Source organism: Rhizobium giardinii bv. giardinii H152 (assembly GCF_000379605.1).
Lineage (GTDB): Bacteria > Pseudomonadota > Alphaproteobacteria > Rhizobiales > Rhizobiaceae > Pararhizobium > Pararhizobium giardinii.
This window is the reverse complement of the sequence record NZ_KB902702.1, coordinates 341,815-362,638: the sequence shown is the minus strand read 5'-3', so window position 1 is coordinate 362,638 and position 20,824 is coordinate 341,815. Positions and strand designations below refer to the sequence as shown.

At 62.9% G+C, this 20,824-nt stretch carries 14 protein-coding genes; 8 read left to right on the top strand and 6 right to left on the bottom strand.

Annotation, left to right across the window (positions count from 1 at the left end):
- Positions 1 to 851 (bottom strand): 5-aminolevulinate synthase (gene hemA, locus A3AY_RS0126455; RefSeq protein ID WP_018328702.1); only part of this gene is annotated, 851 nt, incomplete at its 3' end.
- Positions 852 to 1,347: 496 nt separating this feature from the next.
- On the opposite strand from hemA, the gene A3AY_RS0126450 reads away from it, so the two are divergent.
- The 4 genes from A3AY_RS0126450 (at position 1,348) to A3AY_RS0126435 (ending at position 9,991) form a co-directional block, all read left to right on the top strand.
- Positions 1,348 to 1,602, top strand: a complete 255-nt coding sequence (locus A3AY_RS0126450) for a glycine zipper domain-containing protein (RefSeq protein WP_018328700.1) — start codon at positions 1,348 to 1,350, stop codon at positions 1,600 to 1,602.
- A gap of 270 nt (positions 1,603 to 1,872) precedes the next feature.
- On the top strand, positions 1,873 to 3,795 hold the full coding sequence (locus A3AY_RS0126445) for an autotransporter assembly complex protein TamA (RefSeq protein WP_018328699.1): 1,923 nt from the start codon (positions 1,873 to 1,875) through the stop codon (positions 3,793 to 3,795).
- Positions 3,796 to 3,859: 64 nt separating this feature from the next.
- Positions 3,860 to 9,571, top strand: coding sequence for a translocation/assembly module TamB domain-containing protein (locus A3AY_RS0126440; protein WP_018328698.1), 5,712 nt, complete (start codon positions 3,860 to 3,862; stop codon positions 9,569 to 9,571).
- Between the two features lie 39 nt (positions 9,572 to 9,610).
- On the top strand, positions 9,611 to 9,991 hold the full coding sequence (locus tag A3AY_RS0126435) for a VOC family protein (protein WP_026203851.1): 381 nt from the start codon (positions 9,611 to 9,613) through the stop codon (positions 9,989 to 9,991).
- 86 nt (positions 9,992 to 10,077) lie between these two features.
- Here A3AY_RS0126435 and A3AY_RS0126430 read toward each other — a convergent pair whose 3' ends face one another.
- Positions 10,078 to 10,521, bottom strand: a complete 444-nt coding sequence (locus tag A3AY_RS0126430; RefSeq protein ID WP_018328696.1) for an Lrp/AsnC family transcriptional regulator — start codon at positions 10,519 to 10,521, stop codon at positions 10,078 to 10,080.
- 138 nt (positions 10,522 to 10,659) lie between these two features.
- Here A3AY_RS0126430 and rocF point away from each other — a divergent pair, with 138 nt between their 5' ends.
- From rocF to A3AY_RS0126415, 3 genes are all read left to right on the top strand, one after another.
- Positions 10,660 to 11,595, top strand: a complete 936-nt coding sequence (gene rocF, locus A3AY_RS0126425; RefSeq protein WP_018328695.1) for an arginase — start codon at positions 10,660 to 10,662, stop codon at positions 11,593 to 11,595.
- Between the two features lie 29 nt (positions 11,596 to 11,624).
- Entirely contained in the window at positions 11,625 to 12,830 is a 1,206-nt protein-coding gene (rocD, locus tag A3AY_RS0126420; protein WP_018328694.1) for an ornithine--oxo-acid transaminase, read from the top strand.
- A gap of 274 nt (positions 12,831 to 13,104) precedes the next feature.
- Complete coding sequence (locus A3AY_RS0126415; protein ID WP_018328693.1) at positions 13,105 to 13,584, top strand: chemotaxis protein CheW; 480 nt, start codon at positions 13,105 to 13,107, stop codon at positions 13,582 to 13,584.
- 147 nt (positions 13,585 to 13,731) lie between these two features.
- On the opposite strand, the gene A3AY_RS41260 is transcribed toward A3AY_RS0126415, so the two are convergent.
- Positions 13,732 to 15,192, bottom strand: a complete 1,461-nt coding sequence (locus A3AY_RS41260) for a rhodanese-like domain-containing protein (protein ID WP_018328692.1) — start codon at positions 15,190 to 15,192, stop codon at positions 13,732 to 13,734.
- Positions 15,189 to 16,043 (bottom strand): adenylate/guanylate cyclase domain-containing protein, encoded by an 855-nt coding sequence (locus A3AY_RS41255; protein ID WP_338053523.1) that lies wholly within the window; start codon positions 16,041 to 16,043, stop codon positions 15,189 to 15,191. Before A3AY_RS41255 ends, A3AY_RS41260 begins: the two co-directional genes overlap by 4 nt.
- A 276-nt stretch (positions 16,044 to 16,319) precedes the next feature.
- Here A3AY_RS41255 and A3AY_RS0126400 point away from each other — a divergent pair, with 276 nt between their 5' ends.
- A complete protein-coding gene (locus A3AY_RS0126400) occupies positions 16,320 to 16,712 on the top strand; it encodes a hypothetical protein (protein WP_018328690.1) in 393 nt (130 codons plus the stop codon).
- A 51-nt stretch (positions 16,713 to 16,763) separates the two neighbouring features.
- Here the strand turns inward: A3AY_RS0126400 and A3AY_RS0126395 are convergent, their stop codons facing one another.
- Positions 16,764 to 18,143: a virulence factor family protein gene (locus tag A3AY_RS0126395; RefSeq protein WP_018328689.1), complete on the bottom strand. Its 1,380-nt coding sequence runs from the start codon at positions 18,141 to 18,143 to the stop codon at positions 16,764 to 16,766.
- Positions 18,140 to 20,743: a bifunctional lysylphosphatidylglycerol flippase/synthetase MprF gene (gene mprF / locus A3AY_RS0126390; protein ID WP_018328688.1), complete on the bottom strand. Its 2,604-nt coding sequence runs from the start codon at positions 20,741 to 20,743 to the stop codon at positions 18,140 to 18,142. The genes A3AY_RS0126395 and mprF overlap by 4 nt, the downstream gene beginning before the upstream one ends.
- Positions 20,744 to 20,824 lie beyond the last annotated feature (81 nt).

The following is a 20,824-nucleotide window of genomic DNA, read 5'->3' as shown; positions in this document are numbered from 1 at the left end:
AGCGCCGGCGGCAGGGCCGTCGTGAAGATGAAGCCGGAGGCAAACGAACGGATGAAGTCGCACAGCGCACTCGATGCTGCGATATAGCCGCCCATGACGCCGAAGGCCTTGCCCAGCGTGCCTTCGATCACCGTCAGGCGATGCATCAGNCCTTCGCGCTCGGCAATNCCGCCGCCGCGCGGGCCGTACATGCCGACGGCATGAACCTCGTCGAGATAGGTCATCGCGCCGTATTTGTCGGCGAGATCGCAAATCTCCTTGATCGGCGAAATGTCGCCATCCATCGAGTAGACCGATTCGAACGCAATGATTTTGGGCGCGCGCGGGTCGGCGGCCGCCAGTTTGGCTTCGAGGTCGGCAACCGAATTGTGCTTGAAGATCACCCGCTCGCATTTGGAGTGGCGGATGCCCTCGATCATGGAGGCATGATTCCCGGCGTCCGAAAAGACGATCACACCGGGGATCTTCGAACAGAGCGTTCCGAGTGCCGCCCAGTTGGAGACGTAACCGGAGGTGAACAGAAGCGCCGATTCCTTGCCATGCAGATCGGCAAGCTCGCGCTCGAGCAGAACGTGATAGTGGTTGGTGCCAGAAATATTCCGGGTGCCTCCCGCACCCGCGCCACACTGGTCGATGGCGAGTTTCATCGCCTCGGTGACCTTGGGATGCTGGCCCATGCCGAGATAGTCGTTGGAACACCAGACGGTGACGTCCTGTTTTTCCCCATCGGCGTTGTAGCGGATCGCCTTCGGGAATTGCCCGCGCTGGCGCTCCAGATCGGCGAACACGCGGTAGCGGCCTTCCTGATGCAGGCCGTCCAGTTCGCCTTTGAAGAAACTTTCGAAATCCATCATCGTCTCCAGAACCTTGCCGTCTTTTTGATCCAAAGACAGCCTGCGTCAATCCCGAAGCTTGGGATCGCCGCCGCCTGCGGCAAAAGGCCCCTAATTTTGAACAGTTCCAAACTATCCGTCATGGATTTCATTCCACTTAACCTTGATCTGAGTCAAGCCCGCGTGGAAAAGGACGAGCCACTCGTTCCTTATATTCTGTTTCAGCGAAATCGACCCTGATCATCCGGAGCAATGGCCTCTTTCCCGTGATGACAGAGGCGCCCGAAATTTCTCCGGCGCTGTGACGCCGGGAACAGCACCTTCAGCTTCCGTTCAGGTTGAATAGCATTTCTTGTAACAAGAGGATTTTGCAGGATATCTGTAGACTTTCGCAGACATGCAATTATCTTCGAAGTTGCAAGTTCGACCGGAGGGGGACCTTTACCGTCCAACTTCCATTCCCGGGGAACGGACGGCGGAGAGGTCAGCTTTCGCGTCCAGATTGGAGAACCAAATGAAAAAAGCCATTGCGCTTGTGTTGATTGCCTTGTCGGTCGCAAGCTGTACGCAGACTGAAAAGGGTGCCGGCATCGGTGCTGTTTCGGGTGCCATCATCGGCGGAGCCGTCACCGGCGACGTCCGTGGCGCCGCTGTCGGCGCGGCAATCGGCGGCGTTACGGGCGCGGTCATCGGCCATGTCAGCGAACAGCCGGGTCAGTGCTACTATCGCGACCGCTACGGCCGCCGCTACATCGACGATTGCCCGTGATATCACTCACAGGTTGCAGCCGGCAGGGGCAAAGACGTGGCGAGCGCCCTCTACCCCGGCGACGCGAAATACTGCCAGCCCCGGAGAAATCCGGGGCTTTTTGTTTCCCGCACGTCACACTTGTCGCGGTTTTTCTCACATTCCGGCGTTTTGCCTTCATCACCGGACCAATGCTGTGTAGGGTCATCGTTAATGAAGGGAAAACCTTGTCATGCAATTGTGCCCCTGCCATGAGGGCAGGCGGATGTTGAAAGTAGCCTGGAAAGCGGAATGCGGAAACGAAAGCGTCTGCCGACTGTAAGTGTTGCGTACCGGAACGCTGGCACTGCTTTTGCCGTCGCGGCGCTGGCCGTCTGCGGACCTTTGTCGGTTACCGACGCCCATGCTTTGAAGATCTTCGGCATGCGTTTCTTCGAAAGTGACGAGGAAAAGGTCGAGGTCATCGATCCCGTCAACTACAACCTTACCTTGACGGAAGGCTCGGGCGACGAGGATCTGAAGGAAGCGCTGGAAAACAGTTCGCGCCTGTTCCAGGACGAGGACAAGCCCGTTTCCGGCGATCTCGGACTCGTCATCAAGGCGCGCGACGATCGTGATCGCCTTCTCGCCGCCCTTTATGAGCACGCCCGCTATGGCGGCACGGTCGACGTCAGGGTTAACGGCCAGGATATCGACACGCTGCCGCCCGACCCGGTGTTTCCGGACGGCGCTCCGGTTCCCGTCGAAATCACGGTGACCCCCGGCCCGGTTTTCACGCTTGGCAGCGTCGTGCTCAAGGGAGACGCCCTCGGGCGCAGGCCGGAGGAATACCTCAAACCGGGCGCGCGGGCGGACTCCACCCTCATCATCAAGGCCGGCGAAAAGGTTGTCGAGGACTTGAAGGAAGAAGGCCGACCGCTCGCCCGGCTGACCGAACGCAGCGCCATCGCCGATCACAAGACGAACACGGTGGACGTGGTCATCGCGGCGGAAGGCGGCCCGGTCGCACCGGTCGGCGCCGTCACCGTGACCGGCACCAAGACCGTCGATCCCGCCTTCGTAGCCAGCTACTCGCGCCTCAACGGCGGCAAGCCCTATTCGCCGGAAAACCTGCGCAAGGCCTCCGAACGGCTGCGCCAGCTCGGCGTGTTTTCGAGCATCACCATCAAGGAAGCAAACGAGCTGGCGCCGGATGGCACCATCCCGATGACCATCGAGGTCTCCGAAGGCAAACACCGCTATTTCGGCGCAGGTGCGCAATATTCGACCACGGACGGTTTCGGCATCCAGGGCTATTGGGGTCACCGCAATCTCTTCGGCCGGGCCGAATCGTTGCGCGTCGAAGGTTCCGTCAACCGCATCGGTGAGACGACCGATGTCGGCAGCCTCGACTACTCGGCCGGCCTGCTTTTCGCCAAGCCCGGCGCCTTCGGCCCCGCTTCCACCTTCAATGCCAGCCTGAAGGCACAGCTTCTCGACCCCGATGCCTATAGCGCGACAATCTTCACCGGAGCTGCCGGCGCGACCTTCGAGCTGTCCGATACCGACACGATTTCCGGCGGCGCCGAGCTGAGCTGGGCCGATATAGACGACGCCTTCGGTTCCAACGAATATCTGACGGCGGCGATCCCGATCGAATATGTCCGCGACACCCGCGACGACAAGCTGAACCCGACAGCAGGCTACCGCGCCTCCATCAACGCCAAGCCGAGCTACGAGATCAACGGCCAGGCCTTCTTCAGTTCGTTCGAAGGCTCGGCCTCCACCTATCTCGGGCTTGGCGAGGAAAACCGCTTCGTGCTGGCCGGCAAGCTCGGCGCCGGCATCCTGGCCGGGGGCGACGGCCTGGCTTCCATTCCGGCCAACCGGCGCTTCTATCTCGGCGGCGGCGGCACGGTGCGCGGCTATTCCTACCAGGAGATCAGCCCGCGCAACGCAGATGACGAAATTCTCGGCGGACGCTCCTATGTCAATGCGTCGGTGGAGGCTCGTATCAACATCACCGAAAAGATCGGCATTGTTCCTTTCGTCGATGCGGGGACAGTATCGGCCAAAACCGCGCCGGATTTTTCTGATATTCGTGCCGGTGCCGGTATCGGCCTGCGGTATGCAACGCCATTCGGGCCGATCCGGCTGGATTTCGCGGTGCCGCTGAACGCCTATCCGGACGGCACCAAATACGGGATCTATGCCGGGATCGGGCAATCCTTCTGATTGCCGAAGGACAGGCCGGAGAGAAGTAATTTCACCGCGACACAACTTGGACTATGGATAAACCATGAATCGTTTCCTCCGTTTCCTGAAAGCCGCGTCGCGCTGGTTCCTCTATTGCCTCGGCCTCGTGCTTGTTGCCGCCGTGCTGTTCCTCGTCTTTGCCGGCTTTACCGCGCCGGGCGCGCGCATGGTCGCCGCAATGATCGAGAAATACGCCTCGACGCCGGACCAGATCGTCCGCATCAACGATCCGAGCGCTTTGCTCACGGGCGATTTCACCGCTTCGAGCATCACGCTGTTCGACAGCAAGGGCGTCTATGCGGAAATCCGCGAAGTCGCCATCGACTGGTCGCCGACCGCGCTTTTTGCCAAACGCTTCGAAGCGGCGAAGCTTTCCGCCGGCTCGGTGCGCCTAGAGCGGCTGCCGATTCCCTCGCAGGAAACCCGCGAGGTCCGCGAAACATTCGCCTTGCCTCTCGATGTCAAGATCGATGCCTTCGACCTTGAGGAAGTGGTCATCGGCAAGGAGATCGCCGGTGTCGACCAGTTCCTGAGCGCTCAAGGCAAGCTGAACGCCACAAATGCCAGCATTGCCACCGCCCTTGCCGTCGCGCAGCGCGACCGGCCTGATGCCAAGGCGATCGCCGATATCGTCTTCAATCCGGCCGGCAACGAGTTGCGACTGGAAACGACGATCGAGGAGCCTAAGGGCGGCTTGCTCGCCAAGGCCATGCGCCTGCCCGGCGAACCGGCGATCAGCGTCAACGTTACCGGCCAGGGGCCGCTTTCCAACTGGAGCGGCACGGCAACCGCAGCACTCGACGGCAAAGAAGTGCTGAAGCTCGGCGGCCAGCACACGCTGGCGGCCGACGGGTTCCGTACCGTGTCGCTCAAGGGCGGCGGCACGTTCAGCGATCTTCTGCCGGCCGCCTTCCGCCCGCTGTTCGAAGGCACCACCGACATCGACCTTTCCACGGCGATCGACGGCAAGACCATCCGCATCCAGACAGGCAATGTCTCCACCGGCGCGCTGACGCTGTCGGCATCCGGCACCTACAGCACAACGGGCGAGAACGACCTCAAGGCGAGCCTCACCGGCAAGAACGGTCCGATCGATTTCCGCCTGCCGCTGGAAAAAGGTGAGGCCCAGCTTGCGATCGACACGGCCAGCGTCTCGCTGATCGGCGATGCGCAGACTGCCGTGCTCGACATTGGCGCTGCGATCGGAAAGGCGACTTTGCCTGCGGGCGAGATCGAGGCGATCAAGCTGCACGCCTATAGCGACGCCTTCAACCTCTCGACGCGCACGGGCCCGCTCAAAACCACCATAGAAACGGGTGCGACCCGCTTTGCCAGCGCCGATATCGACCGTGTGATCAAGGGACCGGTCAAGATCGACGGCACGCTGTCGCTGACGCCCGAGACGGTATCGTTCGATCCGGTCACCATCGAAAGCGCCAGCATCGGCGGCACGCTGACTGGCTCCTACACGATCGCCGAAAACACCGTCGCGACGGGCTTCAAGCTCTTCGCCCTGCCGGCCGTCCTGCCACCGGCGCTGGCGGCGAAATTCGACACGACGATCGCCATCGCCGGCAATCTCGCAACAGGCACCAACGGCAACGTCAATGTGAGCGACCTCACCATCAAGTCCGGGACCGTCGACGTCGCCGGGTCGGCGGCGCTCGAAACCGGCAATATGACGGCCGCAATCACCGGCACCGTGCCGGAAATCGGCAAGTTGCTCGCCGATGCCAAGGGCTCTGCCGCCTTCAGCGCCGACGTGACCGGGCCGCTCGATGCGCTGGCCGTCAAGGCCAAGGTCACGTCGAGCGGAACGACGCTTGCCGGCCGCATCCTGAACGACCTTGCCGTCAATGCCGATGCGGTCATCGGCCGCGACGGGCCGACGGGAACCGTCACCGCCAGCGGCACCGTCAACGGACAGGCGATCAGCGCCAAGGCTGAGATCGCAACGGCAAAGGGCACCACCGGCATTCCGTCGATCGAAGCCGTGATCGGCTCGAACACCGTGAAAGGTTCGTTCGACCTGACAAAGGAATTCGAGCCGAACGGCTCGCTCACCTTCAATTTCCCCGATGTCGGGCTGCTAGCCGCCATGGCCGGGCAGACCGCGTCCGGCGACCTCGCCGGCTCGGCCAGCATCACGACGCAAAACGGCGTCACCTCCGTTGCCGTGAAAGCCAGCGGTTCCGGCATCACGCGCGGCGATCTGGTGATCGCCAAGCCGGCTGCCGACATCACCATTGCCGATCTCAAGGCGCTGGCGATCAAGGGAGCTGTGACGGTCGCGGAAGTGAAGCAGGGCGCCAACCTGCTCACCGGCCTGAGGCTCGGCTTCGAGCAGCAGGGCAAAACGACGAATTTCGCTCTCGACGGAACCTATGACGCCGCTCCGCTCAGCGCCCGCGGCGATCTGCAGAGTGCGGCCGGCCGCACGACGATCGAGTTGCAATCCTTCGCGGCGGCACCAAGGAAAATCCCGCTGGATCTCGCCAACCCGACGACCATCGTGATCGAGAACGGTGCGGTCAACCTGCAGCGACTGGCGATCAATGCCTATGGTGGCACCGTCACCCTCACCGGCAGTGCCGGCGAAAAGCTCGCTTTGACGGCGGACCTTGCCGGTATCGACACCCGCCTGCCGCTCGAGGGCGGCGAGGCGCATATCGTCCTTGATACTGCCACGGCATCGATCAACGGCGACATGCAGGCTGCCGTCCTCGATGTGGCGGGCAGCTTCGCACAAGTGGCGCTGCCGCAAGGACGCTTCGACGCCATCAAGTTTGCGGCACACAGCGATCGCTTCAACCTCACCCGCCGCGCCGGCCCGGTTGCGGCGACGATCGAGGCCGGCGCGACGCAACTGACCAATGCCGATCTCGACCGGTTGGTCAAAGGCCCGATCAGGGTGGCAACGACGCTCGACGTAACGCCCGAAGCCATCGGTTTCAGCCCGATCACGATCGGCAGCACCAATCTCGACGGCGCGCTTGCGGGCTCCTTCAGGCTCGCCGACAACAGCCTGAACACGACGTTCAAGCTCTCGGCCCGCCCCGCGGCTCTGCCGGCCTCCGTCTCCGCCAAATTCGATGCGCCGGTGGATGTCGCCGGCACGCTCGCGACCGGCCCCGACGGCGCCGTCGACATCACCAACCTCAACGTAACCTCCAGCACGCTCCAGGCCGCCGGTTCCGTCGCGCTCAAGTCGCAGACCCTGACGGCCACGCTGACCGGCACGGTGCTTGATCTCGGCAAGGTTTTGGCCGATGCGGAAGGCCAGGCCAACTTCACGGTTGATGCCACCGGCCCACTCGACAATCTCGGCGTCAAGGCCGACATCACCTCCCGCGGCGCGACGCTTGCCGGTCGCACCCTGAGCGACCTGCAGCTGACGGCGGATGCAACCGCCAATCCGAAGAACCCGCAGGCGAAGATCACCGCCACCGGCGCGCTCGGCGGCCAGGCGATCAACGTCAAGGCCGATCTCGTTTCCAAGGACGGCCGCACCAGTGTGCCGGTGCTGCAGGTGCAGATCGGCGAGAACACGCTGAAGGGCGTTGTCGAGTTCACATCCGACTTCCTGCCGCAGGGGACGATCGACTTCACCTTCCCCGATGTCGGGCTGTTGGCCGCCATGGCCGGCGAAAAGGCCTCCGGCGACTTGGCCGGATCGGCATCGATCAAAAGCGATGGCGGCGTAACCTCGATCGCCCTTAAGGCCAGCGGCTCCGGCATCAAGCGCGGCGATCTCGTCATTACCAAACCGGTCGCCGATATCACCATCGCCGACCTGAAGGCGCTGGCAATCAAGGGCAATCTTTCGGTCGAGACGTTTTCGCAAGGCGCCAACCGCGTCAGTGGTCTGAAGCTCGATTTCGTCCAGCAGGAAAACCAGACCAATGTCGCGCTCGACGGCAACTATGACGGCGCACCGCTCAAGCTGCGTGCCGACATCCGGACGGCGGGCGGCAAGACGACTGTCGATCTCGCCTCGTTCACCGCCACCCCGAGAAAGATCCCGGTCAAGCTCTCGGCACCGACGACGATCTCGATCGAGAACGGCACCGTCAGCCTGCAGAAACTGACGATCGCGGCGTCCGGCGGCACGATCGCGGTGACCGGATCAGCGGGCGAAAAACTCGATCTCGCCATCAATCTGAGCGCCCTTCCCGCCAGGCTTGCCAATACCTTCGCGCCGTCGCTCGGCGCCGACGGCACGATCAGTGGCACGGTGGGGGTCAAGGGCACATCGGCGGCACCGGCTGCCACCTACGATCTGCGCTGGGCCAATGCGGTGGTTGCGCAGGCCAAGTCCGCCGGCGTCAGCGCGCTCGACGTCACCGCCAAGGGCCAGTTCGCCAACAGCACCGTGACGCTGGACGCGACGATCAGCGGCGCAGGCGGCCTCTCCTTCAGGGGCGGCGGCAAGGTGGGCCTCACCGGCAACCGGCCGATCGACATGAAATTCTCCGGCAACCTGCCCTTCGGTCTCGCCGCCGGTTTGCTGGCGCAGCAAGGCTTCACGCTGACGGGGGCCGCCAATGTCGATCTCGCCATTAGGGGTACTGCGACGGCGCCGCAGATCACCGGAACGATCTCGACTTCCGGTGCCCGCCTTGTCGATGTCCGCCGCAACCTCGCGATTACCGACCTGACGGCCAATATTGCCCTCGACGGCAAGCAGGCGACCATTTCCAAATTATCCGGTCGGCTCGCCAGCGGCGGTTCGCTCGATGTCACCGGCACAGTCGGCATCGCGCCGGGCTCCGGCTTTCCTGCCGATCTCGCCATCCGTCTCGACAATGCGACCTATGTCGACGGCAGCCTGTTCACCGCCAATCTCGACGGCGCCATGACGTTGAAGGGCTCACTCATTGCAACGCCGGTGCTGGGCGGAAAGGTCACCATCCGGAAGGCGGCGATCACAATCCCCGAAAAGCTCCCGGCCTCGCTGTCGGAGATCAACATCAAGCACAGGAATGCTCCGGCCAAGGTCCGCCAGATGCAGGCGGATGTCAAAAGCGACACCGCTAGCAGCGGCGGAGCCAAGAGCGGCGGCGTGGCCTTCGACCTCGCAGTCAGCGCGCCCGGAAAACTCTTCGTCCGCGGCCGCGGCATCGACGCCGAACTCGGCGGCGACCTGACGATCCGCGGCACAGCCGCCCGGCCGGCAGTGTCGGGCGGTTTCCAGATGCGGCGCGGCCGCCTCGAAATTCTCGGCAAGCGGCTCGATTTCTCCGACGGCACGATCAGCTTCGGCGGCAACCTGATCCCGACGCTCGACCTCGATGCAACGTCGACTGCGGGCTCGACGACGATAACCGTCAATGTCGCCGGTCTTGCCAATAATCCGACCATCACCTTCTCGTCGTCGCCCGCTCTGCCGCAAGATGAAATCCTGGCGCAGCTGATCTTCAACCGTTCACTCTCCAACCTGTCGGCCCTGCAGATCGCGCAGCTCGCGAGTGCCGTGAGCCAGCTGGCTGGCGGCGGTTCCAACTCGCTGCTCGACGGATTGCGCAATAAGCTCGGCGTCGACGACCTCGACGTCTCGACCGACGCCAGCGGCGGCGCCCAGGTGACGGCCGGCAAATATCTCAACGACCGCACCTATCTGGAGCTCCAATCCGGTTCCGAGGCCGGCGGCGGCAAGGCGATCATCAATCTCGACGTCGGCCGCGGCGTCAAGCTGCGAGGCGAAGCCGGCAGCACCGGCACGGGCGGCGGTATTTTCTATGAGAAGGAATATTGAGCGGAATTTCGGGCTGGTGGGCGTTCGAAAGGGGCCGTTGTGCGTTTAAACCAAGTGACAATGACGATGCCGGACTTGGATGCGGGCTGGCTGTTTTATTGTACCCTGGGCCTCAAGCCCGTCGTTGATGCGCGTCCGCGGTATGCCCGCTTTATATGTCCGGACGGTGACAGCACCTTTTCCTTACATCAGGGCGAGATCGGCTGCGGCGGGACGACAGTGTATTTTGAGTGCAGCGATCTGGACGAAACCGTCGGCATTCTTGGTAACGCCGGTATCCATTTCGTGAGTGGCCCCGAGGACAAGAGCTGGCTCTGGCGCGAGGCCGAGCTGTATGATCCCGGCGGCAACCGCATCATACTGTACTTTGCCGGATCAAACCGCCTTGATCCTCCCTGGCGTATGGATTCGTCGCGGTAGTGGAAAAAGCTTGCCGCAACCTGGCTCGAACCTCACGAGGGTTCAGGAATGAGCCAGCCGTTTCCGGTCACTCTCCCCCACGGAGGCTAGACCCCCGTCGCCATCTTGCTCGTCTTCAGCAGGATATTCGTCTCCGTCAGGTTGATGCCGTCGATCAGCCGGATGCGCCGCAGCGTTTCGTCGAAGGTGGCGAGATCCTTGTCCTCCAGCTCGGCAATGAAATCCCAGCGGCCATTGGTGGAATGAAGCGCCCGGACCTGCGGCAGGCCGCGCAATTGCGCAGCAACCTTGTCGGCCATCTTCCCGTGAATCTCGATCATGACGATGGCCCTGACCCCGCTGCCGGAAAGTTCCGCACCGGTGCGAATGGTGAAGGCGGCGATGGTGCCCGACGACACCAGGCGGTCGATGCGGGCGGAAACGGTGGCACGCGATGCGCCGGTTGCCGCGGCCAGCGACGAGACCGGCGTGCGGGCATTGTGGCGAAGCGCGCTGATCAGCGTATGATCCAGATCGTCAAGGCTTATCATTATGCTCATCCAGATTTATCAAAGTGCCGATAATACCCTTCTATCTGTCAGTTTTCCATCTTTTTGCTAACATCTGAAACGGCAATAATCTGCCCACAAACCGGGCAAACCGGCATCACGCAAACCTGCGGGGAAACCATGGCTGAATCCAAGAAAAACATCGCGCTGATCGGCGCCCCACTCGAGGAAGGCTCCGGCCGCCGTGGTTGCGCCATGGGCCCGGCAGCGTTGCGCATCGCCGGCATCGACACGATCCTCGCCGGACTCGGCCACAGCGTTACCGACGAAGGCGACCTGAGGCCGCTGCCGGCCCGTGACCTTGCCAATCATCCCGGTGCCAACAACCTGCAGACCGTCGCCGCCATCACCCGCGCACTGGATGAATCGGTGCACGACGCGGCCCGCGCCGGCAAGCTTCCGCTGATCCTCGGGGGCGACCATGCCCTGTCGATGGGCTCGGTTTCCGGCATGGCGCGCCATGCCAGGGAACAGGGCCGCCCGCTCTTCGTGCTGTGGCTCGATGCCCATGCCGACTTCAATTCGCCGGCAACCTCGCCGTCCGGCAACATGCATGGCATGCCGGTCGCCTTCTTCTGCGGCGAGGCCGAATTTGCCCCGATCCTCGACAGGGATCGCCCGCTGGTCGACCCAAGACACGTCTTCCAGGTCGGCATCCGTTCGGTCGATGACCGCGAGCGCGAGGAAATCGCCGAGCACGGCGTCAATGTCTACGACATGCGCGCCATCGACGAGACCGGCATGGCCCATATCATGCACGAGATCATCGCGACGATTAAGGCCGCGAACGGCATGCTGCATGTCAGCCTCGACGTCGATTTCCTCGATCCCGAGCTGGCGCCCGGCGTCGGCACCACAGTGCCCGGCGGCGCGACCTTCCGCGAAGCGCACCTGATCATGGAAATGCTCTGCGACAGCGGCCTCGTCTCGTCGCTCGATCTCGTCGAGCTCAACCCCTTCCTCGATGATCGGGGAAAAAGCGCTCGCATCCTCGTCGAACTGACCGCAAGCCTGTTCGGCCGCCGCATTCTTGACCGCCCGACCCGTAGCGCCTGAGCCCACGAACCCGAGCCACTGGAGGATCCATGACCACGACGAATGCACTGATCGAAACCGAATACCGGCTCGGCGCGCATAACTACAAGCCGCTCGACGTCATCCTGTCGCGCGGCGAAGGCGTCTATGTGTGGGACCTCGACGGCAACCGTTACCTCGACTGCCTGTCGGCCTATTCCGCCGTCAACCAGGGCCATTGCCATCCGAAGATCCTGGCGGCCATGGTCGAGCAGGCGCAGAAGCTGACGCTGACCTCGCGCGCCTTCCGCAACGATCAGTTGGCGCATCTCTACGAGGAGCTCGCAGCGTTGACCGGCAGTCACAAGATCCTGCCGATGAACTCCGGCGCCGAAGCGGTCGAGACCGCCGTCAAGGCGGTGCGCAAATGGGGTTATGAAGTCAAGGGCGTTCCCGATGACAAGGCCGAGATTATCGTCTGCTCCAACAACTTTCACGGCCGCACCATGGGCATCGTCGGCTTCTCCACCGATCCGGATGCGCGCACCGGTTTCGGCCCCTTCGCGCCTGGCTTCGTCACCGTGCCCTTCGGCGACATCGACGCCTTCCGCGCAGCCATCAACGAAAACACCGTCGCCTTCCTGATCGAACCGATCCAGGGCGAAGCCGGCGTCATCATCCCGCCACGCGGCTATTTCCCCGAGGTGCGCGCGCTCTGCTCGAAGCACGGCGTGACGCTGATCCTCGACGAGATCCAGACCGGCCTTGGCCGCACCGGCAGGCTGCTTGCCGAGGAACACGAGGGCATCGAGGCCGACGTGACCCTGATCGGCAAGGCGCTCTCCGGTGGCTTCTATCCCGTCTCGGCGGTGCTTTCCAATTCGGAAGTGCTCGGCGTTCTGAAGCCGGGCCAGCACGGCTCCACCTTCGGCGGCAACCCGCTTGCCTGTGCCATCGCCCGCGCCGCGTTGAAGGCGCTGACCGAGGAAGGCATGATCGACAATTCCGCCCGCATGGGCGACCGCTTCCAGACCGGGTTGAAGGACATCCGCTCCAACATCATCAAGGAAGTGCGTGGCCGCGGCCTGATGCTTGCCGTTGAACTGGTGCCTGAAGCCGGCGGCGCTCGCAAATATTGCGAAGCGCTCAAGCAGCGCGGCATTCTCGCCAAGGACACCCATGGCGACACCATCCGCATCGCGCCGCCGCTGGTCATCACGCGGGACCAGGTCGACTGGGCGGTCGAGCAGTTCGCCGGCGTTCTCGCCTCGGCTTGATTGGCCAGCGCACCGGCCGCAACCGGCCGGTGCGCATTCCTGGCACGCGCAAAAGCATCTCTTAACGATTTGTGATATAAGGTTCTTCGCAGGCGCGAACGGCTCTTTGCCGTGCATGACGCATCGCCCCTGACCGGATGTAGCCGGCACTCCAGACAATTTATCCGAGGCGGCAAGCGCAGGCACGATCATGATGCCAGCAGCATTCTGCCGAGGTCTGTTATGGGCCGGGCGTCACAGCGCCGGCCGAAGCCGCAACGGGAAGGAACCGCAGATGACGAATGCACTGAAAATGACAGGTTTCGACGGCGAAACACTGGAGATCATCGCCTTCCGTCTTCACGATCAGGAATTCTGCGTGAAGACCACGACGATCCGCGAAATCCGCGGCTGGGCGCCCTCCACGCCGATCCCGCATTCACCGGCCGACGTGCTGGGCGTCATGAACCTGCGCGGCACGGTCATCCCGATCATCGACCTCGCCCATAAGCTTGGCATGAAGTCGACGGTTGCCAACGAGCGCAGCGCCATCGTCGTCGCCGAAGTGCACAACATGGTCATCGGCCTCGTCGTCGACCGCGTCTCCGACATCCTGACGGTCCAGGGCAACCAGGTGCAGCCGGTTCCGGAAATCACCACCTCCTTCGACAAGAGCTATGCCGAAGGCATCATCGCCAACGAGACCGGCATGATCTGCTTCCTCAATCTCGCCCGCATGTTCAAGGAACGCGAGATGGACGACATGGCCGCCTGACCGGTGACCAAATCGTATCGACGAGAGCGGCCAGCGGCCGCTCTTTTCGTTTCGGGCGCGCTTCTGACATCATCCCACCCGCGCGTCGCGCGCGACGTCGTCCCTTGAGGGACGGCAAACTGAGCCACAGACACAGACGCCGGGACCTCAGTTGGTCGCTTGCCCGCTGGCGACGGGATAGTGCGCGTCCTCCCAAGCCGGGAAGCCACCGGCGAAATGGTAGACATTCGTGTATCCCCACCCGAGCGCCTTGGCGGACGAGTAGGCCGAATCTCCGCAATACTTGCCGTGGCAGGAGAAGATTATCTCCTCGTCCTTGCGCGCCACCTTCGCCAACGCCTCTCTGGAAAGGACGGTGACGACAGGGATGTTGATGGCACCGGCGGCGTGGGAACGGGCAAAGCTCAGGGCGCTGCGGACATCGATCAATTTGACGCCGCGATCGAGCAGCCGCTTGGCTGTGGGAGCATCGATCTTGGTGGTGCCCCGGACGTTGTATTCGCCGTTCGTCTTGCTGATAAATCCGGCGTAGGCGTCATAGGGAATATCGATACCGGCACCTGGCTGGACGCCCGCCTTGCGCAGGCCCTCCTGCAACCGGTCACGGTAGGTCCTGTCATAGTCGAACACATCGCCGTACCACCACCATCCCATCTCCTGCACCGTCAGCGGAAAATAACCGGCGGAAACGTTGAGCGCGTCGAATTTGTCGATATTGGCCTTCACGCCATCGGCGCGTCCGAGATGGCCGAGACACGCGACGATCGTCGCGTAATCCTCGGCGATATCCGACTGCCGGCTAACGACGACCTGAAGGCTCTTCAGCGCTTCCTCGTATTTCTGCTGGTGGAACAGCGCCAAAGCGAGAATGCGCAGATAGCTTGGCGGATATTGCGGATCGAGCCGCATGGCCAGGCGTGCTTCCTCTTCGGCCTCGGGCGCGCGTCCGGTGGCGTTGAGAATGCGCGCCTTGCTGACATGATTTTCCGGATCGTTCGGGGCGAGCTGCATCGCGCGGTTGATCTCGGCAAAGGCCTCGTCGTAATGGCCTTGCTTCGCCATCACTTCCGCGGAAATGGCATAGGCGAGCGCGTTGGGTTTGCGCATGGCGAGCCCGAGGTTCGTTTTCATGCGCTCCATCGCCTTCTCGAAGCCGAGATTGGCCGATTCCCAGTTTGAGGATGCTATCCGCCAATCCGCCATGGCGAGCGCCGCGTAGGCGCGGCTGTAGTCCGGATCGAGCGCGATCGCCCTTTCCAGAAGCGGTGTCGCCATCAGCGTGTCCGCTTCATTGCCGCGGTGCAGGTGATCCAACGCCTTCAAAACCAGGTCATAGGCTTCCGGGCTACGGGTTTCCACCTGCACGGTGGCTGCCATTTCCGCAGACGTGAGCTCAACGGTAAGCGCCGAGACGATCTCGCCGATGACCTTGTCCTGCAACGCGAAGATATCGCCCATGGTGCCGTCATAGCGCTCCGCCCAGAGATGATGATCGCCGCGCGCATCGATGAGCTGGGCGTTGATGCGAACCTGATCGCCCTGCCGCCGCACGCTGCCCTCCAGCACGTATCGAACACCAAGGTCTTCCGCGACCTGTCGCAGCGTCACCGGCTTGCCCTTGTAGGCGAAGGTGGAGTTGCGCGACGTGACGAAACGCCGGAAAGTTTGGAAAGATCCGTGATGAGATCCTCCGTCATGCCATCGGCGAAATAGATCTGTTCTGGATCGGAACTCAGATTGTCGAACGGCATCACCGCTATCGACGGCTTGTCCGGTAATGCGAGGACCTGGTGATCCGCAGCTGCCGTTCCGGCGCTCGTCACCCATGGACGAAGCCAAGCGGCCGAGGCAACCGCGAGAAGCAACAATAGCGCGGCGGCGACCCACGCGCGCCTGCCACGGGAAGCGTGGCGCCGGCGTCGTGCCGAACCATCGAACTGCACACGATAAGTACGCACCGGCCTCGATATGTTTTTCACACGCTGTTCGCCGATGAATTCGAGCGGCAGGCCCAGCTTTCCCTGCAACTGATCATAGGCCGTGCCGGAGACGAACAATCCGCCCGGCTCGCACAGTTGTTCGAGGCGGGAAGCGACATTGATGCCGTCGCCCAGCAGGTCGTCACCCTCGACCACGACATCGCCGAGATTGATCCCCATGCGAAACAGGATTCGCCGGGCCGGCGGAACATCCGCCTGATACTCGATAACGCCCTTTTGCACCGCAACGCCACAGGCGACCGCATCGACGACCGAGCTGAATTCGACGATGATACCGTCGCCCATCAGCTTGACGACACGTCCGTGGTATTCGCTCAACAGCGGATCAATCACATTGCGTCGCAAGGCCTTGATCGCGACAAGCGTATTCTCCTCGTCCGCCTCGACGAGGCGCGAATAACCGACGATATCGGCGGCGAGAATAGCAACGAGACGCCGCTCCGCATGATCTGTCGCCATGGCACAGCCTCCTCGAACACGGCATGCTGAAAGCCTGTTCCTGGATCCTTGGCCGATTGGGATTTTTCACCGCGTATTAGCGACCTCTATATTACTCCCCTTTGGCCGGCGCGACGAGCAGAAATGACACGAATCGTCCGGAAAAGGTTGCGATCGCGGCCGCGGCGGACAACGCTGCGTCCCGCCTGGCTTCGAAGAGCGCCCGGCAGACCGGGCTTGCGGAACAAAGCCCCGTCCAAACGGTTATCATCCGACAAGGCTCAAGGAGGGATTTCCATGCAAGTGATCGGCACACAGGTTCATCAGCAGCCCGGCATCATGATCGTCGAATTCGTCGGCGAGGGCGGCGATGTCATCTCCGTTCAGATGCATAAGGACGAAGGCGGCGCCCTCAACCGGCAGAACGCGGTCGACAAAGCCAGGGCGATGATGCTGCAGGTGGCAACGTTCGAGCAGGCCGATATCGAGGATGCCGACAGCGCGCAGCCGGCGACCGCCTCGGAAGGAATATCGCCCGCCGTCCAATCCTTGAGAAGCGCGAGGGCGGCCCATGACACCGCTACCCTTGAGGAAGAGCTCGACGAGGGGTTGGAAGACACCTTCCCGGCAAGCGACCCGGTGTCGGCGACCGTGAGCAGCATTCCGAGCGGAAGAACGAGCCAGAGGTGAGCCAAAGCCCGACACCGCGGCAGCGGGCCACTTCACATTTTTCGGCGCCCTCTACGGCCCCGACGTCGCAATCAGCCGGCGATCGAATCCGCCCAGAATGCGCTTCACCAGCGCGGGATAGTCCTCGTCGAAATGGTGCCCCCCATCAATCGGCAGAACCTCCACGCCGGTGCCGGCCAGCGTCGGGCAGAGATCGTCTTCATCGTCCGTCCCGTAGATGCATTGAACAAGCGCAGGATTAATTTTCGCGATGTCGTCCGCCGGATCTCCAGAGCCGTCCGATCCGGTCGCGCCAAGCCAGCCGAGGACGGAAATCTTGTAGTCGACCTGGTGCGACACCGCCATTAGCGAGATCTGGGCCACCCGCTCGCGGTCCGCCTTCGGCAGCAGATTGTATGTCCTCGGCAGGATATCCGCCCCGAAGGAATAGCCGACCAGCAGGACATGTTTAACGTTCCAGCGCTTGGCGTAGAACGCGATGATGCGATGGAGGTCGTCCGCGGTTTCCTGCGGCTGGCGTTCGGACCAGAAATATCGCAGCGAATCGATCCCGACCACCGGAACCCCCTGCTGCTGCAGCACGTCGCCGACCTCCTTGTCGATATCGCGCCAGCCGCCATCGCCGGAATAGACGATCGCCATCGTGTCGCGGCTCGGCTTGGCATCGAGCACCGTCAGCGGCAGGCCGAGCGGGTTGTCGTCATCTGCGGCGGCCGAAATCAGAGAAGAAAGCGTATCCGACAGAGCCGCCCAGCTGTCGTCGTCCGTTTCGGTGACCTGAATGTCGCTGTGGCTGGCGGTCAGACTGGCGACATGCGCCCGGCCGTCCGCCGGCGCCGCACCGGTGAACAGCACGGTGACAGGATCGGGCAGCGGCCCGTCGGTCAGGCCGTAGATCATCCGGTCGCCAATAGTCTGCTTGGTCGCTGGGGTGCACAGATGCTTGGTCAACGCAATGCCGGCCTCTGGGTCGACGGCCAGCGTCTGCCCGATCGTCGCGGCCGGCGTCTGCGCAGCGATCGCCAGGGCAAGCGCGCCGCCCGCGCCGACGCCAGCAACGATCGGCAGCCGATAATTGTCGTTCCTGGCCGCCCGCTGGACCTCCTGGCTCAGCGCCTCGATGTCGGACACCATATAGACGCAGTCGCCATCGTCCTTTGAAAGCGATGCCAGATAGGCCGGCAGATCGATGCCGATCACCAGCGCTCCCTCTCCCGTCAGCGTCTTTGCCAGCGCATCTTCCTTTGCCGACCAGCCGGTCTTGTCGGAGATCAAAAAGACCGCCGCGGAAAGGGGCCCGTCCGGCATCTGAATATGCGGGGCGGGAATCATGCCCGTATCGAAGCCTGATGCATCCTGCGCTCGCGCGCCGGCCGAAGATAGAAACAGGCAGGCGCCCAGCGCCGTAAGGATCACGGTTTTCCCGATCATTTTTTCACAATCCCCTTTACGCCGCCGCCGATCAGAAATGTCGCATCCATCAGGGCAAGGACAGGACTGATGCCGCCGCCTGCCGCCATGTAGCGGGGCTGCCAGTGCGGATGAAACTTCGACTTGAAGGCCTTCAGCCCCTTGAAATTGTAGAAGCGCTCGCCGTGCTCGAAGACAGTTCGCCCGACCTTGTCCCAAACGGGCGATGACCGCCGCGCCGAAAGGCCAGCCAGGGGCGCCATGCCGAGATTGAACGTCTTGAATCCCTTGTCACGCAGGAATTCCATCAGCGACACGAACAGGAAATCCATCGCCCCCCGGGGGGCATCCGGCGAAAACCGCATCAGGTCCACCGATCCTTCCTCGAGCGTGTCGGTGACGAGGACGTTGGCGAAGGCGACGATTCGTCCATTCACCCTCAGAACTCCAACCGGCTGGCCGGCAATATAGTCCGCATCGAAAGCGCCCAGCGAGAAGCCTTTTTCCTTGGCCCGATGATGCGCAAGCCAACTGTCGGACACCGCGGAGAGCTCGTCCATGATGGCAGGCACCCCGTCGGGATCTACCATCTCGAACTCCAGCCCGTCTCTTTGCCCGCGGCTCACCGCCTGGCGCAGACCGGCCCATTTGCCGCCCTTGAGCTCAAATGTCCTCAGATCCATCACCGCCAGTTCGCCAAGCCGGAACGCGCGCAGGCCGGCATCGGCATAGTAGGAAAGGCCGGCGGGCGAAACCTGGTAGAAGACCGGCCGGCAGCCGCAGGATCTTGCCGCCTCGACGAATTGCCAGATCAGTTCCGGCCAGGCGTCCTGCGGGCCGATGGGATCGAAAAGCGCGATCCAGGAGCGGGCCTGCCGCCCGTACATGATGAAGGCCCGCCCGTCCGGCGAAAACATCAGGCTCTTGTCCCTCATCCGCACAAGGTTGGCGTCTGAGATGTCCTGCTTAGCGGCTATGGCGACCGCCATTTCAAGCGCATCCTTCGACGAGATATCCGCAGGGGCCCTTGCTGGACGCAAAAGGCTCCACAACGCCACGGCGCCGCAGAAGATCGTCAAGCCGAGGACGGCGCGAAGGCCACGCGGCGCTTCGCCCGAAAGCTCGAACTGCCACCACAGATCGTGACTGTATTCGACGTCGCGATAGACGAACAGAAGCATGGTGACGGCGAAGAGGCAGAGCGCCAGCATGGCTGATAGCCAGGATGCGGTGAGCGGCTCGCCGGTGAAGGTTGCCGGCCGGTCGAAGATGCGGCGGGTGGCAAGCAGACTGAGGACGAAGAAGGCGAGAAGGCCGGCCTCGACCAGCGCCACCGCCTTGATGAGCGAAAAGAGCAGGGCAACCGAGGCGATCACCAGCGCCGCCCACCATGCGCCGTCGAGCCGCCGCGCGAGACCGCGCGCAACAATCACCAGCACCAGCCCGAGCAGGCTTGCGAGGAAATGCGCGCCCTCCAGGAGGGGAAGCGGAACGTAGCTCGACAGCAGGGCCAGGTTTTCGTCCGGCGTCGGCGTGACGCTGGAAAAGACCAACATGGCGGCCAGCACCAGCGCCAGGGTGGCAAGGAGTATGGGCGTCAGCCGTCCGGCAATCCGGCCCAGGCTGGAGGCGACCGGACGCCGGGACAGGCTGCGCACCTCCGTGCCGATGACGAAGATGACCGCCAGAAGGAGCGGCAGCACATGATAGATCAGCCGGTAGAGCATCAAGGCGCCGAGCACGGCGTCGATATCCGCCGTCTGCCCCAGAGCCGCGAGGATGACGGTCTCGAAGACGCCGAGGCCCGCAGGAACATGGCTGAGCACGCCGAGCCCGACGGCAACCGCGTAGACGGCAAGGAAAGCCGGCCAACCCATGATCCCGTCCGGCAGCAGCACGTAGAGCACCGTCGCGGAGGCGGCTATGTCGAGCACGGAGACAAGAAGCTGCCGCGACGCGGTGCGGGAGTCGGGAAATCGAAGCGCAATACGGCCGAGCTGCAGGACGCGGCCATCCCGGCCGGCGACCATCAGGCCGCCAAGCCCGGCCAGAACCGCCGCGGCAATGAGCCTCAGCCAGAACGGATCAAGCCCGACCAGCGGCGCAATTTCCGGCGCGATGGCCAGAAGGCTGAACGAGGCAATGCTGGCAAGACCCAGTCCGAAGGCAAGCGTGACGAAGGCGATCACGCCGGCGATTTCTTCAGGCTTCAGACCGAGACGCGAATAGGCGCGATAGCGAATGGCACCGCCGCTCAGAGGCCCGAAACCGGCGGTGTTTCCAACGGCATAGGCGGCAAACGCCGTCAAGGCCACATCCACATAGGGCAGCTTGCGCTTCACATAAAGGAGCGCGCCGACATCATAGAGTGTCAGAGCAGCGAAGCTCAGCGCGGTGAAGAGGATGGCGGAGACGATCGATAGCCAGGACGTTGCCCGCAGCGCCGCCACGACATCGTCATAGCGGACTTCGCTCGTCAGCCGGACGATTGCAAAGCCGATGATGATGAGGATGATGGCAGTAGCACCGCCTTTGGTAAGCCATCTGTTGCGGCGCAGACGTTGAAACAGGGAGACGGCGGTCTCTTCGCGCGCGTCGGTTCGATCGGATATATCTATCATGCAAACACCCTGTCGCCGGGAACCATAGCACTGGCGAGGGTATACATCCGCTTCGCACCGCAAAAAAGTGAACTTCCTGTA